Raw genomic sequence first — 14,550 nt, 5'->3', positions numbered from 1 at the left:
AGGGGCGCGATAACGTCAGCAAGGAATTCCCCCTATGAAAAAAATGCTCCGCTGCGCCTTCCTGGCCTGCGGCCTGGCCGGCTACGCCCTCAGCGCCGCCGCGGCGCCGGCGATTCCGGTCCGCGTAGCGACCGTCGAGCGCGCCGCCCACGTCGATGAGCGGCAGATCCCCGGACGCGTCGAGGCGATTCACGCGGTCGAGATCCGCGCCCGTACCGAAGGCGCCATCGTCGAGCGCCACTTCGCGGATGGCCAGTACGTCAGGCAGGGCGACCGCCTCTTTACCCTCGATGATGCCCAGCCCCGCGCCGCGCTGGCGCTGGCCCAGGCCGAGCTGAAAAGCGCCCGGGCTTCGCTGCGCCAGGCTGAACAGCTGCTGAGCCGCTATCAGCGCCTGAAAAACAATCACTCGATTAGCCGCAACGATGTCGATAACGCGCAGATGCAGCGCGATGTCGCCGCCGCCGCGGTGGAGCAGGCGCAGGCGCGCGTTGCCGCGCAGCAGATTACGCTCGGCTACACCCGGATTGATTCGCCGGTGACCGGGCGCGCGGGCCACAGCCTGTTTCACGTCGGCAGCCTGGTGAATCCGGCCAGCGGCACGCTGGTGGATATCGTGCAGCTCGACCCGATCCGCGTCTCTTTTGCCTTAGATGAAAACGCTTTTTACAGTAAGGCGGGGCAGCATGACGATATCAGCGCGCTGAAGCAGGCGTGGCAGGCGTTGATTGCCCCCGGCGGCGTACGCGAAGAGGGGGTGCTGACCTCGGTGGATAACCGCATCGACAGCCGCACCGCCAGCGTGGTGATGCGCGCTGAGTTTGCCAATCCGCAGCATCGCCTGCTGCCGGGCGGCAGCGTGACGGTGATTTTGCGCCCGCGCCAGCAGCAGGAAAGCCTGACTATCCCGCTGGCGGCGGTGCAGCAGGACGCGCAGGGCTTCTACAGCTGGGTGCTGACGGAAAATAACACCGCCGCGCTGCGTCGGCTGACGCTCGGCGAGCAGCAGGGACAGCGCTATGCGGTCGCGCAGGGGCTGGACGTTGGCGAGCGCGTGGTGACGGAAGGCGTACAGCGCCTGCGTGACGGCGCTGCCGTTCTGCTACTGAAATAAGAAAGGAGAAGGGATGCTGACGTTTTTTATCCGTCGCCCGCGCTTTGCGATGGTGATTGCGCTGCTGATAACTTTTGCCGGCGCGGTGGCGCTGAAGCTGATTCCGGTTGAGCAGTATCCGCAGATTACGCCGCCGGTGATAAGCGTCAGCGCCAGCTGGCCGGGCGCCAGCGCGGCAGACGTGGCCGAGGCCATCGCCGCGCCGCTGGAAACCCAGCTCAACGGCGTTGACCATATGCTCTACATGGAGTCCACCAGCTCCGACGAGGGGACCTACAGCCTGAGCCTGACCTTCGCGGCCGGCACCGACGCCGACCTGGCGGCGATCGACGTGCAGAACCGCGTCTCGCAGGCGGTGGCGCAGCTGCCCGCTGAGGTGCAGCAGAACGGGGTGCAGGTGCGCAAGCGGGCGACCAATCTGCTGATGGGGATCAGCCTCTATTCGCCGACGGAAACGCTCTCGCCGCTGTTTGTCAGCAACTATGCCAGTACCCAGGTGCGCGAGGCGCTGGCCCGGCTGCCGGGCGTCGGTGAGGTGCAGATGTTCGGCGCCCGCGACTACAGCATGCGCGTCTGGCTGCGGCCGGATCGCATGAATGCGCTCAACGTCACCAGCGAAGATATTGCCCAGGCGCTGCGCGAGCAGAACGTGCAGGGCGCCGCCGGGCAGGTGGGGACGCCGCCGGTGTTTAACGGCCAGCAGCAAACGCTGACCATCAACGGTATTGGGCGCCTGAGCGATGCGGCAAGCTTCGGCCAGATAGCGATCCGCAGCGGCGAGCAGGGGCAGCTGGTGCGCCTGGCCGAGGTGGCAACCATCGAGCTCGGCGCCCGCAGCTACAGCTCCGGCGCGCAGCTCAACGGCCGCGACTCGGCCTATCTGGGGGTTTATCCGACGCCGACCGCCAACGCGCTGCAGGTAGCCAGCGCGGTGCGCGCCGAGCTCACGCGGCTACACGCGCGCTTCCCGGCGGATCTCACCTGGGAGGTGAAGTTCGACACCACGCGTTTTGTGTCGGCGACAATCAAAGAGATTGGCGTTTCGCTGGTGCTCACCCTGCTGGCGGTAGTCGCGGTGGTTTCGCTGTTCCTGCAAAGCTGGCGGGCGACGCTGATCGTCGCGCTGGCGATCCCGGTCTCGCTGATCGGCACCTTCGCGCTGCTCTATCTGCTGGGCTACAGCGCCAATACCCTCAGCCTGTTTGCGGCGATCCTCGCCCTGACGATGGTGGTGGACGACGCCATCGTGGTGGTGGAGAGCGTCGAGAGCCAGATGGCGGAAGGCCTGGGCCGCCTTGAGGCCACCGCCCAGGCGCTGCGCCAAATCGCCGGGCCGGTTATCGCCACCACCCTGGTGCTGCTGGCGGTGTTCGTGCCGGTGGCGCTGCTGCCGGGCATCGTCGGCGAGCTCTATCGCCAGTTTGCGGTCACCCTCTCCACGGCGGTCACGCTGTCGAGCGTCGTGGCGCTGACGCTGACGCCGGCCCTGTGCGCGCTGCTGCTGCGCCCGCGTCCGGCGCAGCCTGCGGCCGTCTGGCGGCTGTTCAATCGCGGCCTCGATGGCCTGCGCGACGGCTACGGGGCGATCGTCGCCCGCATGAACCGCCGTCCGTGGCTGGCGCTGGCGGCGGTCGCGCTGGCCGCCGGGGCGGTGGCGTTCAGCTTCAGCAGCATGCCGAAGGGCTTTCTGCCCGAAGAAGATCAGGGCTACTTTTTCGCCAGCGTCCAGCTGCCGGAGGCGGCTTCGCTGGAGCGTACCGAGGCGGTAATGTCCCAGGCGCGCGAGCTGCTGCTGGCCAATCCGGCGGTGGAGGACGTCATTCAGGTGTCGGGCTTCAATATTCTGAACGGCACCAGCGCCTCAAACGGCGGGTTTATCTCGGTGATGCTGAAAGACTGGCACCGGCGGCCGCCGCTGGAGCAGGTGATGAGCAAGCTGCAGGGGCAGCTGCTGGCCCTGCCGGAGGCGACGATTATGGCCTTTGCGCCGCCGACCCTGCCGGGGTTGGGCAATGCCTCGGGCTTTAACCTGCGCATTCTGGCCCAGGCCGGGCAGTCGTCGGCGGAGCTGGAGCGCGAGGCGCTGCAGGTGCTGCAAATCGCCAACCGGCATCCGCAGCTGAGCCGGGTCTTTACCACCTGGAGCAGCAGCGTGCCGCAGCTGACGCTTACCGTTGACCGCGATCGCGCCGCCCGCCTGGATGTCCCGGTTTCGCGGATCTTCAGCAGCCTGCAGACGGCATTTGGCGGCACCCGCGCCGGGGACTTTAGCATCAATAATCGGGTCTACCACGTGGTGATACAAAACGAGATGCAGTGGCGCGAGCGGGCGGAGCAGATAAGCGAGCTCTACGCGCGCAGCAACCACGGCGAGCGGGTGCGGCTGAGCAATCTGGTCACCGTTACCCCGGCGGTGGGGGCGCCGTTTATCCAGCAGTACAATCAGTCCCCGTCGGTTTCGATAAGCGGATCGGCGGCTGAGGGCGTCAGCAGCCGGGCGGCGATGGCGGCAATGGCGGCGATTCTGCAGGCCCATCTGCCGCAGGGTTACGACTACGCCTGGAGCGGGATCTCGTGGCAGGAGCAGCAGACCGGCAACCAGGCTATCTGGATCGTGCTGGCGGCGGTGGCGATGGCGTGGCTGTTCCTCGTCGCGCAGTATGAAAGCTGGACGCTGCCGGCGAGCGTGATGCTGTCGGTGCTGTTCGCCATCGGCGGGGCGCTGCTGTGGCTGTGGGCAGCCGGCTACGCCAACGACGTGTACGTGCAGATTGGCCTGGTGCTGCTTATCGCGCTGGCGGCGAAGAACGCGATCCTGATCGTCGAGTTTGCCCGCGCGAAGCGCGAAGAGGGGATGTCGATAGCCGATGCCGCCCGGGAAGGGGCCACCCGCCGCTTCCGCGCGGTGCTGATGACCGCGGTCTCGTTTATTATCGGGATCGTGCCGATGATGTTCGCCACCGGCGCCGGGGCGCAGAGTCGGCGGATTATCGGCACCACCGTGTTCAGCGGCATGCTGGTGGCGACGGTAATCGGCATTCTGTTTATCCCCACGCTGTTCGTGCTCTTTCAGCGCCTGCGCGAGTGGGGGCACCGGCGGATGTCGGCCCGGCGCTAGCGGGCTTCCACCGTAATCATGCTGACGAACGGATGGTACTGCCAGGGCACGCCGCCGCCCTGCTGGTACATTTTCGAAATGGTGCCGTCGAGGTAGAGCATCTGCCGGACGTTGAGCTTTGACTGCGCGTAGCAGGCGAAATCGTAGAAGTTGGTTTCGCGCTCGCTGAGCATGAATATCACCTGACCCTGGCGGGTGAGGCCGACGCCGTTGCGCAGCTTGCGCGATCCGGCGGACGGCTTCAGCCGCCAGTTTATCCTGCCGTTTTCAATCAGCATCGGGCCGGACTGCACGGCGTAATCGATGGCCGGCGACGGCCGGTATTTATCGATGCTGACGATCCCCGCCTGCTGGCCTTTAACAAAAAAGACCCCGCCGGGACGAATGAAAAAGTTGCCGCCGCCGGAGGCGCGGTTGAGCGCAACCCTCTGTTTGCCCTTTTCGATATAGAGCCCCAGCGGCGCATAGGCCTTATCGTAAATCCCGCCGTTCATCGCCATCCGCACCCGGCCGTCGCGGTTGATATCCGCCAGCAGCGATCGCAGGGAGCCCCAGGCGCTGCCGTCGCCGTTTTTCCAGTACATGGCGATCCGCTCCTGCTGCGGATTGACGGCGTAGCTTTGCAGCGTCAGCGACGGGTCGGTGAGGGCGCATTTTGCGGCGGCAAAGGCCGAAAACGGCAACAGCATAAGCGCGACGAGTCGCGGCGAGAGGCGCGGGGGCATGGGTATTCCTTGAGGCGGCAAAGGCGGGCAGTATACCTTTTTGCCGCCGCTACGCCGCCCAGATCTCGCAGTGCTTTTGCACCAGGCCGATCAGCGAGCCGCCGTTGGCGACAAATTCGCGCATCCGCTGGGCCTCGCTGCGATCCTGCTGCGCCTGGCGCACGATGGCGTCAAGGGCGCTGGTGGCGTTGAGCCTGTGGGCGAAGGGCGCCAGGCGCTCCGCCAGGCGTAAAATCTCTTCCCGAATGCTGCGCTGCTCGCCGGAGTGGACGTCGGTGACGATCCCCTCAAGGCCGTAGCGGCAGGCCTGGTAGCGGTTGAAGGGATAGAGCAGATAGTCCTCGGCCTGCGGCTTAAACGGCCTTTCCGCCAGCAGCCAGCAGGCAATTATCTGAATATAGCCGGCGATATTCACCGCCTGCGCCACGGTCAGCGGGGTATCCATCACCCGCACCTCAACGGTGCCGAAGCGCGGGCTGGGGCGGATGTCCCAGTGCAGGTCCTTCATGCTGTCGATCATGCTGGTATAGCTGAGGCGCCGGAACAGCCCGTTAAACGCCTGCCAGCTGGTAACCCACGGCATCGGACCGTTGTCGGGGTAGGCGGAAAAGAGGTTCAGGCGGGCGGTGGCGAAGCCGCTGTCGGCCCCGTCGAGCCAGGGCGATGCCGCGTTAAGGGCAATGAAATGCGGCACGAAGCGCGACAGCCCGTGGACAAGGTAAATCGCATCGTCGCCGTTTTGGCAGCCAACGTGGACGTGCTGGCCGAACACCGTTGACTGCTGGGCGAGGTAGCCAAAGTGCTCGACGGTTTTCAGGTAGCGCGGGTTGCTGCTGATCTGCTGGCGCTGCCAGGCCTGGAACGGATGGGTGCCGCCGCCGCAGATTTGCAGATGCTGCTGCGCGCCGGCGCGCAGTATCTCCTGCTGAATAGTCGTCAGCTGCGCCATCGCCTGGTGGATGTCGCGGCAAATCCCGGTCGCCACCTCCAGCATGCTCTCGGTGATGTCGTGCTTCACCTCCCCGGCGGGAATGGCGTCCTCCACGGCGGCAATCAGCGCCGAGGAGTCCTGGCTCAGATCGTATCCCGGCGGGTTGACCACCTGCAGCTCCAGCTCGATACCGAGCGTAAAAGGCGCCGAAACGTGAAAATCAGGTAATGACATGGCGATTCCTTGCGTACGGATATGCAGGAAGTATAGGTAAAATTTCTCCGGCTTAGCGTCGGCCCCCGTCAGGCGATCGGCGCGGGCCCTTATAAATAAAGCAGAATTATGAATTTATTTTATATTAAGTTGCGCTGCGTTATTATTACCTGCCGCGACAAAATAGGCTGGTGCAGTTCTGCAACATATTTCACAACGGCGGTGCGCAAGCATAAGCTGTTATTATTTTATCAATACATATCATGTAGATAGTATAATTTATTCTTATTTTATAAGCGCTTTCACACTTATTTCCCTTGCTTTCAGAAGTGGTATGCATCTTGCCTGTTAAATAACGACTTTTTATTTAACAGGGACAATGTGATGCTCAAAAATACCTTACCTTTGCGTAAACGCCGCCCCCTCGTCGCCGCGGCCGGCGCGCTGGCGCTGCTGACCTCCCTGCAGGCGAGCGCCTCAACGCTGCGGATAGCGATGACCGCCGCCGATATCCCGTTAACCCTCGGCCAGCCTGACCAGGGCTATGAAGGCAACCGCTTTACCGGCATCCCGCTGTATGACGCGCTGGTGGAGTGGGACCTCTCGCAGGGGGAGAAACCGAGCGGGCTGGTGCCGGGCCTGGCGACGGAGTGGCACGTCGATCCGCAAAATCAGACCCGCTGGATCTTTACCCTGCGCCCCGGGGTGAAGTTTCATGACGGCACCGAGGTTAACGCCGACGCCATCGTCTGGAACGTCGATAAGGTCCTGAACAAAACGGCCCCGCAGTATGCGCCAGGGCAGATCGGCAATACGCTGTCCCGCATGCCGACGCTGACCGGGGCCGAAAAAATTGACGATCGCACCGTGGCGCTCACCACTTCCGAAGCCGATGCCCTGCTGCCGTACAATATTACCAACCTGTTTATCGTCTCGCCGACAGCATGGCAGAAGCTGTATGCCGCGGTGCCGGCCAGCGCCGGCGATACCGCCGCGCGCAGCAAGCTGGCATGGACGGAGTTCGCCGCCCACGCGGTGGGCAGCGGCCCGTTCAAAATGGAAAAACTGGTTCCCCGCCAGCAGCTGATCCTCGATAAAAACCCGGACTACTGGAATAAAGATCGCATCCCGCGGGTCGATAAGGTGGTGCTGATCCCGCTCCCGGAGGCCAACGCCCGCACCGCGGCGCTGCTGTCGAAGCAGGTGGACTGGATTGAGGCCCCGGCCCCGGACGCGGTTGATCAAATTAAATCCCAGGGCTTTAAAATCTACGCCAACACCCAGCCGCACCTGTGGCCGTGGCAGTTCTCATTCGAAAAGGGCTCGCCGTGGCAGGATATTCGCGTGCGCAAGGCGGCCAACCTGTGCCTTAACCGCGCGGAGCTGAAGAGCTACCTTGGCGGCTATATGACCGAAGCGACCGGCGTCTACGAGGCCGATAGCCCGTGGCACGGCAAGCCCACTTTCCAGATCAAATATGACCCGGAAACCGCCCGTAAGCTGATGACCGAAGCCGGCTACAGCGCCGGTAAACCGCTGCACGTCACCGTCGCCACCTCGGCCTCCGGCTCCGGACAGATGCAGCCGCTGCCGATGAACGAGTACATTCAGCAGAGCCTGAAAAGCTGCTTCTTTAACGTCGACATCAAGGTGACCGAATGGAACACCCTGTTCACCAACTGGCGCCTCGGGGCAAAAGACCCTTCGGCAAAAGGCATTGATGCCATCAACGTCAGCGCGGCGGTTAACGACCCTTACTTCGGCATGATCCGCTTCTCGACCGCCAAAGCCTTCCCGCCGGTGGCGACCAACTGGGGCTACTTCTCCACCCCGGAGACCGAAAAGCTGGCGACCGCGGTAAAGCACGCCTTTACCCCCGATGAGATGAATAAGGCGGCCGGCGAGCTGCACGCCGCGCTGGTGGACCAGGTGCCGTTCCTGTTCGTCGCGCACGACGTGGGGCCACGGGCCATTTCGCCGGCGGTGAGCGGCGTGGTGCAGCCGCAGAGCTGGTTTATCGATCTCAGCCTGGTAAGTAAGAAAGAGTAATCGTGACGGGAGCCAAAGATGATCAATACGCTGCTGTACCGCGTTCTGCTGGCCGTGCCGACCATGCTCGGCGTGGCGATAATCTGTTTTATGCTGGTGCAGATCGCGCCGGGGGACCCGCTGGTGTCGGTGATGCCGCCGGATGCCTCGGAGGCGCTGCGCCAGACGCTGATGCAGGCCTACGGTTTTGATAAACCGCTGCCGCTGCAGTTCGTTCACTGGCTGTGGCGAGCGCTGCACGGCGACCTGGGGATGTCGGTCGCCACCGGCCGCCCGGTGATCGGCGAAGTGATGACCGCCGTCAGCTACTCCCTGCGCCTGGCGCTGCTGGCGACGATTATCGGCTTCGTGCTCGGCAGCCTGTTCGGCTTTGTCGCCGGCTATTTTCGCAACAGCATTATCGATCGCCTGGCATCGGTGCTGTCGGTGTTTGGCGTCAGCGTGCCGCACTACTGGCTGGGAATGCTGCTGGTGATCGCCTTTAGCGTCAAGCTGGCGGTCCTGCCCGCCACCGGCGGCGGGCCGATCGGCGAAATCGGCTGGCAGTGGGACTGGCAGCATCTGCAGTTTATGCTGCTGCCGGCGATAACCCTGTCGGTTATCCCGACCGGGATCATCGCCCGCACCGTGCGCTCGCAGGTTGCCGATATTCTCAGCCAGGAGTTTATCGTCGGGCTGCGTGCCCGTGGCCTTGGCGAATCGCGCATTTTCCTCCACGTGGTGAAAAATGCCGCCCCCACCGCGCTGGCGGTGATGGGGCTGCAGGTGGGCTATCTGATGGGCGGCTCGATTCTGGTGGAAACGGTGTTCTCGTGGCCCGGCACCGGCCTGTTGCTTAACACCGCTATCTTCCAGCGCGATCTGCCGCTGCTGCAGGGCACCATCTGGGTGCTGGCGCTGTTCTTCGTGCTGCTCAATCTGCTGGTGGATATGCTGCAAACCGCCCTCGACCCGCGCATTAAGAGGAGCTAACCATGGTGGATACCTTGACGACAAAAGCGCGACCCGCATCCGTGGCCATCCCCGCCCGCCAGGGCTACTGGCACGGCGTATTCCGCCGCCTGCTGCGCGATCCCGGCGGCGTGGCGGTCGGGTCAATCATCCTGCTGCTGCTCATTCTGGCGCTGTTTGGCCCGTGGCTGATCGCAAAAGACCCTTACCAGACGTCGATGTTTCTGCGCCTGAAGCCGATTGGTACCGACGGCTTCCCGCTGGGCTCCGACGAGCTGGGTCGGGATATGCTGTCGCGGCTGATCCTCGGCACCCGGCTGTCGCTGTTTATGGGGATTGTCCCGGTGGTCTTCGCCTTTTTCATCGGCGGCGCGATCGGCATCGTTGCCGGCTACGCGGGCGGTAAAACCAACACCATTATCATGCGCACCGTTGACGTGTTCTACGCCTTTCCCTCGGTGCTGCTGGCGATCGCGCTCTCCGGCGCGCTGGGTGCCGGCATCGGCAATGCGCTGCTGTCATTAACGCTGGTATTTGTCCCGCAGGTGGCGCGCATCGCCGAAAGCGTCACCGCCCAGGTGCGGCACATGGACTATATCGACGCCGCCCGGGCAACCGGGGCCAGCGCGCTGACCATTATCCGCGTTCAGGTATTGGGCAACGTGCTGGGGCCGATCTTCGTCTTCTCAACCGGTTTAATTTCGGTCTGCATGATCCTCGCCTCCGGGCTCTCGTTCCTTGGCCTCGGCGTGCGTCCGCCCGAGCCGGAGTGGGGATTGATGCTTAACACGCTGCGCACGGCGATTTACACCCAGCCGTGGGTGGCGGCCCTGCCGGGATTGATGATTTTTATCACCTCCATTTCGTTCAATATCCTCGCCGACCGCCTGCGCGCGGCGATGGCGATCAAGGAGTAAACGATGCAACCTTTTGTCAATATTGACCTCGGCGGCCCGGCCCAGCCGCTGCTGCAGGTCAACAATCTGTTGAAGTACTTTCGCGCCGGCGGCGGAAAGGGACATGAAGTGGTGCAGGCGGTGGATGACGTCAGCTTTACGGTGGTCAAAGGCGAAACGCTGGGCGTCGTCGGGGAGTCGGGCTGCGGGAAATCAACCACCGCGCGGCTGCTGATGCAGCTCCTGAACCAGGATCGCGGCGAGCTGATTTTCGACGGGCTGGAGGTGGGATCGTCCCGCCTGCCGATGAAAGAGTACCGTCGCCAGGTGCAGATGGTGTTTCAGGATAGCTACGCCTCGCTCAACCCGCGGATGACCATGGAGGAGAGCATCGCCTTCGGCCAGCGCGTGCACGGCGTCAGCGCGCAGGAGGCCAGCGAGTACGCGCGCTATCTGCTGGCGCACGTGGGCCTCGAGCCGGGGCGCTTCGCCCACCGCTATCCGCACGAGCTCTCCGGCGGCCAGCGCCAGCGGGTGAATATCGCCCGCGCGCTGGCGATGAAGCCGCGGCTGGTGATCCTCGACGAAGCGGTGTCGGCGCTGGATAAATCGGTGGAGGCGCAGGTGCTGCAGCTGCTGCAGGAGCTGAAGCGCACGCTGGAGCTGACCTACGTATTTATCAGCCACGACCTGCACGTGGTGCGCTGGCTGTCGGACCGGATCCTGGTGATGTATCTCGGCGAGGTGGTGGAAATCGGGCCGGCGGAGCAGCTGTTTACCGCTTCGGCCCATCCCTATACCCGGGCGCTGCTGAGTTCGATGCCGTCGATGGACCCGCAAAACCGCACCCTGACCTCGCCGCTCAGCGGCGATCCGCCCAGCCCGATTTCCCCTCCGGCGGGCTGCCGCTTCCATACCCGCTGCCCGCACGCCAGAGCGGTATGCGCCGAGGTGAAACCCACTCTCGAAAGCGTGGGGGAGGGGCACCAAAGCGCCTGCCTGATGGCGCAGCCGGCATCGCCCTGGCATCAGGCTGTCACCGTCCGGGAGGTGCGCCATGTCGCATGAAGCCTTTGTCCATATCCGCGATCTGCGGGTTGAGTTCCGCCGCGACGGTCAGACGATCAATGCGGTCAACGGCGTCTCTTTTGATGTGCAAAAGGGCGAGGTGCTGGCGCTGATTGGCGAGTCTGGCTCCGGAAAAAGCGTGACCCTCAGGGCGCTGATGCGCCTGCATCCGCCTAAAAGCAGCGTTCTTTCCGGAACCCTGCGGGTGGATGGCGAAGCGGTGCTGGAGATGAACGCTTCCCGGCTGCGACGCTATCGCGGCGCGCGCTGCGCCATGATATTTCAGGAGCCGCTGCTGGCCTTCGACCCGGTCTATACCGTCGGGCAGCAGATTAGCGAAGGCCTGCGCCGTCATGAAGGGCTTTCGCGCCCGGCGGCAAGGGAGCGGGCGCTGGAGGCGCTGCGTCAGGTACGTATTCCGAGCCCCGAGCGGCGGCTGGATGCCTATCCGCACGAGATGTCCGGCGGGATGCGCCAGCGGGCGATGATCGCCCTCGCGCTGTCGTGCAACCCGCAGCTGCTGCTGGCGGATGAGCCGACCACCGCCCTCGACGCGACGGTGCAGATCCAGATCCTGATCCTGCTGCGCGAGCAGCAAAAGGAGCGCGGGCTGTCGATTATCTTTGTTACCCACGACATCGGCGCGGCGGTGGAGATTGCCGACCGCGTGGCGGTGATGTACGCCGGGCGCATCGTCGAAGAGGCGTCGATGGAGGATATTCTCTACCGTCCGCGCCACCCTTATACCCAGGTTCTGCTGGGCAGCCGCCCGAAAGAGGGGCTGAAAAAAGGCGATGCCCTGCGCTGCATCCCCGGTTCGCCGCCGGATCTGGCGCGCCTGCCGGCGGGCTGCGCGTTTGCCGACCGCTGTCCCCACGCGAGGGCAGCCTGCGGGCAAAGCCAGCCGGCGACGGAGCAGGCTGGCGAGCGCCACGTGGTGAGCTGCCATCGCTGGCGGGAGCTGGCCGCCAGCGTCGAGAGCCCGGCGCAGTACGCCTGATTAATTAAGGAGACAAGCATGCAGGATGATATTCGCGCATTTATGCCCTATCCGGCGCACCCGGTGCCGCACGCGCACGGCGGGCCGCTGAGCGGCATGACCTTTGCGGTAAAAGATCTGTTCGACGTGGCGGGCTACCCGACCGGCGGCGGCAATCCGCATCTGCTGGCGCTCTCGGGGATTAAAAGCCGCACCGCGCCGGTCGTGCAGAGGCTGCTGGATAGCGGCGCCCGCTTTATGGGTAAAACCCACACCAGCGAGCTGGCCTATTCGATGAGCGGCCACAACATGCATTACGGCACCCCGCGTAACGGCGCGGCGCCGAATCACATCCCCGGCGGCTCCTCTTCGGGGTCGGCCTCGGCGGTCTCCAGCGCGGTCTGCGATTTTGCTCTCGGCACCGACACCGGCGGCTCGGTGCGCACGCCGGCGAGCTACTGCGGGCTGTTCGGCCTGCGCCCCAGCCACGGGGGAGTCTCCCTCGACGGCTGCCAGCCGCTGTGCGCCACCATGGATACCTGCGGCTTCTTTGCCCGCTCGGCGGAGGTCTTTCGCGCCGTCGCCGAATGTCTGCTCGGCGGCGAGCGCCCGGCGGTAGATGGCGTCAGGCTGACCAGCCACGAGGCGCTGTTTTCGCGCCTGCCGCTGCGCAGCCAGCAGGCGCTGCTGCCGGTACGCCAGCGTCTGGGCCGCGCTTTTGGTGAAATCGCCTCGCTCAGCGCACCGCTGCCGGACGTCGACGAGATCTATCTCGCCTTCCGCCAGATCCAGGGCTATGAAGCCTGGCAGGCGCAGGGAGAGACGATTGAGCGCTACGGGCTGCAGCTGGGGCCGGATGTGCGCGAGCGCTTTCTGTGGGGAAAAGCGGTGACGGCGGCGCAGTTCGACAGCGCCTGTCAGCTGCGGGCCCGCTTCAGCGACTGGTGGGATCGGCAGCTGGGCGAGGCCATCTTAGTGCTGCCGACGGTGCCAGACGGCGCGCCGTTGCTGACGGCGCAGGCCGCTGAAATTGAGGCGGTGCGCCGCCTGTCGCACGATCTGCTGCTGATTTCCGTGATGACCCGGCGCCCGCAGGTGACGCTGCCGGTCGCTCAGGTGGGTGGCCTGCCGCTGGGCATTTCATTTTTGGGGCCGCGCGGCAGCGATCGTCTGCTGGTCGAGCTGGCCGCCGCATTTATGCAAGGAGAAGACCATGAGCAGTGATGTCCTTTTTACCCCGGTTGCCGGGATTGACGCCGGCCGGGTCAACGGCGAACGGCTGTGGGATTCGTTAATGGCGCTGGCGGAGATTGGCGCCACGGCGAAAGGCGGCTGCTGCCGCCTGACCTTAACCGATCTCGACAGGCAGGGGCGGGATCTGGTGATCGGCTGGGCGAAAGCGGCCGGGATGAGCGTTAGCGTGGATAAAATCGGCAACGTCTTTATGCGCCGGGAAGGGCGTAACCCGCAGCTGCCGCCGATCGTTTCCGGCAGCCATATCGATACCCAGCCCACCGGCGGCAAGTTTGACGGCAACTACGGCGTGCTGGCGGCGCTGGAGGTGGTGCGCACGCTCAACGATCTTGAGATCGAAACCGAAGCGCCGATTGAAGTGGTGTTCTGGACCAACGAGGAGGGCTCGCGCTTTGTGCCGGTGATGATGGGCTCCGGAGTCTTTGCCGGCGTGTTTGCGCTGGAAGAGATCTATGCCGTACAGGATGCGGAAGGGAAAACGGTGGGCGAAGAGCTGGCGCGCATTGGCTACATCGGCAGCCAGACGCCGGGGGAGCGGCCGATCGGCGCCTACTTTGAAGCGCATATTGAGCAGGGCCCGATCCTCGAAGCCGAAGAGAAGGTGATTGGCGTAGTGCAGGGCGTGCTGGGCATTCGCTGGTACGACTGCGTGGTCAGCGGCCAGGAGTCACACGCCGGGCCGACGCCGATGCGCCTGCGCAAAGATGCCCTGCAGGTGGCCACCCACATTATGCAGGAGGTGGTGGCGATCGCCGGGCGCAGCGAAGAGGGGCGCGGGACCGTGGGCCGGGTGCAGGTCTATCCGAACAGCCGCAACGTGGTGCCGGGCGAAGTGACCTTCTCTATTGATATGCGCAATCTCAGCGACGCGCTGGTGGATGAGATGGACCGCCAGCTGCGGGAGTTTATCGCCAAAATCGAGCAGGAGAGCGGCCTCGCGGTGGCGCTAAAGGAGGTCAGCCACTATCCGGCGGCGCCGTTCCACGCCGAGTGTCAGGCGGCGATTGCCGCAGCGGCCCAGCGGCTGGGCTATCCGGCCCGCGAGATCGTCTCCGGCGCCGGGCATGACGCTGTCTATATGAGCTATCTGGCGCCCACCGGCATGATTTTTATCCCCTGCAAGGACGGCATCAGCCATAACGAAATTGAGTACGCCTCGCCGGAGCACGTCACCGCCGGTGCTAACGTGCTGCTGCAGGTGATGCTGCAGTACGCCCGGGCGCTATAGTCCGACCCGCGCAACGGTAGCCCT

11 protein-coding genes are annotated in these 14,550 nt (G+C 64.4%); 9 read left to right on the top strand and 2 right to left on the bottom strand.

The features are described from left to right. The first annotated feature begins 34 nt into the window (after positions 1-34). Together M2416_RS04890 and M2416_RS04885 are read left to right on the top strand one after the other, a co-directional pair. Entirely contained in the window at positions 35-1,114 is a 1,080-nt protein-coding gene (locus M2416_RS04890) for an efflux RND transporter periplasmic adaptor subunit (protein WP_259222434.1), read from the top strand. A gap of 13 nt (positions 1,115-1,127) precedes the next feature. Next, positions 1,128-4,232, top strand: a complete 3,105-nt coding sequence (locus M2416_RS04885) for an efflux RND transporter permease subunit (RefSeq protein WP_259222433.1) — start codon at positions 1,128-1,130, stop codon at positions 4,230-4,232. Here M2416_RS04885 and M2416_RS04880 read toward each other — a convergent pair. Beyond that, positions 4,229-4,957 (bottom strand): phosphodiester glycosidase family protein, encoded by a 729-nt coding sequence (locus M2416_RS04880; protein WP_041144488.1) that lies wholly within the window; start codon positions 4,955-4,957, stop codon positions 4,229-4,231. The genes M2416_RS04885 and M2416_RS04880 overlap by 4 nt on opposite strands. 49 nt (positions 4,958-5,006) lie before the next feature. After that, on the bottom strand, positions 5,007-6,122 hold the full coding sequence (locus tag M2416_RS04875) for a YbdK family carboxylate-amine ligase (protein WP_041144489.1): 1,116 nt from the start codon (positions 6,120-6,122) through the stop codon (positions 5,007-5,009). Between the two features lie 363 nt (positions 6,123-6,485). On the opposite strand from M2416_RS04875, the gene M2416_RS04870 reads away from it, so the two are divergent. From M2416_RS04870 to M2416_RS04840, 7 genes are read left to right on the top strand one after another with little or no spacing between them, the layout of a single operon-like run. Further along, on the top strand, positions 6,486-8,150 hold the full coding sequence (locus tag M2416_RS04870) for an ABC transporter substrate-binding protein (RefSeq protein ID WP_115193372.1): 1,665 nt from the start codon (positions 6,486-6,488) through the stop codon (positions 8,148-8,150). An 18-nt stretch (positions 8,151-8,168) separates the two neighbouring features. Then, complete coding sequence (locus tag M2416_RS04865) at positions 8,169-9,122, top strand: ABC transporter permease (RefSeq protein ID WP_041144491.1); 954 nt, start codon at positions 8,169-8,171, stop codon at positions 9,120-9,122. Between the two features lie 2 nt (positions 9,123-9,124). Next, positions 9,125-10,018: an ABC transporter permease gene (locus tag M2416_RS04860; protein WP_041144492.1), complete on the top strand. Its 894-nt coding sequence runs from the start codon at positions 9,125-9,127 to the stop codon at positions 10,016-10,018. A gap of 3 nt (positions 10,019-10,021) precedes the next feature. Beyond that, positions 10,022-11,065: an ABC transporter ATP-binding protein gene (locus M2416_RS04855; RefSeq protein WP_259222428.1), complete on the top strand. Its 1,044-nt coding sequence runs from the start codon at positions 10,022-10,024 to the stop codon at positions 11,063-11,065. After that, positions 11,055-12,065 (top strand): ABC transporter ATP-binding protein, encoded by a 1,011-nt coding sequence (locus M2416_RS04850; protein WP_041144494.1) that lies wholly within the window; start codon positions 11,055-11,057, stop codon positions 12,063-12,065. The genes M2416_RS04855 and M2416_RS04850 overlap by 11 nt, the downstream gene beginning before the upstream one ends. Before the next feature lie 18 nt (positions 12,066-12,083). Beyond that, on the top strand, positions 12,084-13,268 hold the full coding sequence (locus tag M2416_RS04845) for an amidase (RefSeq protein WP_115193370.1): 1,185 nt from the start codon (positions 12,084-12,086) through the stop codon (positions 13,266-13,268). After that, positions 13,258-14,526, top strand: a complete 1,269-nt coding sequence (locus tag M2416_RS04840) for a Zn-dependent hydrolase (RefSeq protein WP_143717074.1) — start codon at positions 13,258-13,260, stop codon at positions 14,524-14,526. Before M2416_RS04845 ends, M2416_RS04840 begins: the two co-directional genes overlap by 11 nt. Positions 14,527-14,550 lie beyond the last annotated feature (24 nt).

The sequence above is a fragment of the Klebsiella sp. BIGb0132 genome (assembly GCF_024810075.1).
GTDB lineage: Bacteria > Pseudomonadota > Gammaproteobacteria > Enterobacterales > Enterobacteriaceae > Klebsiella > Klebsiella terrigena.
This window is presented reverse-complemented; position numbering and strand designations above follow the sequence as displayed.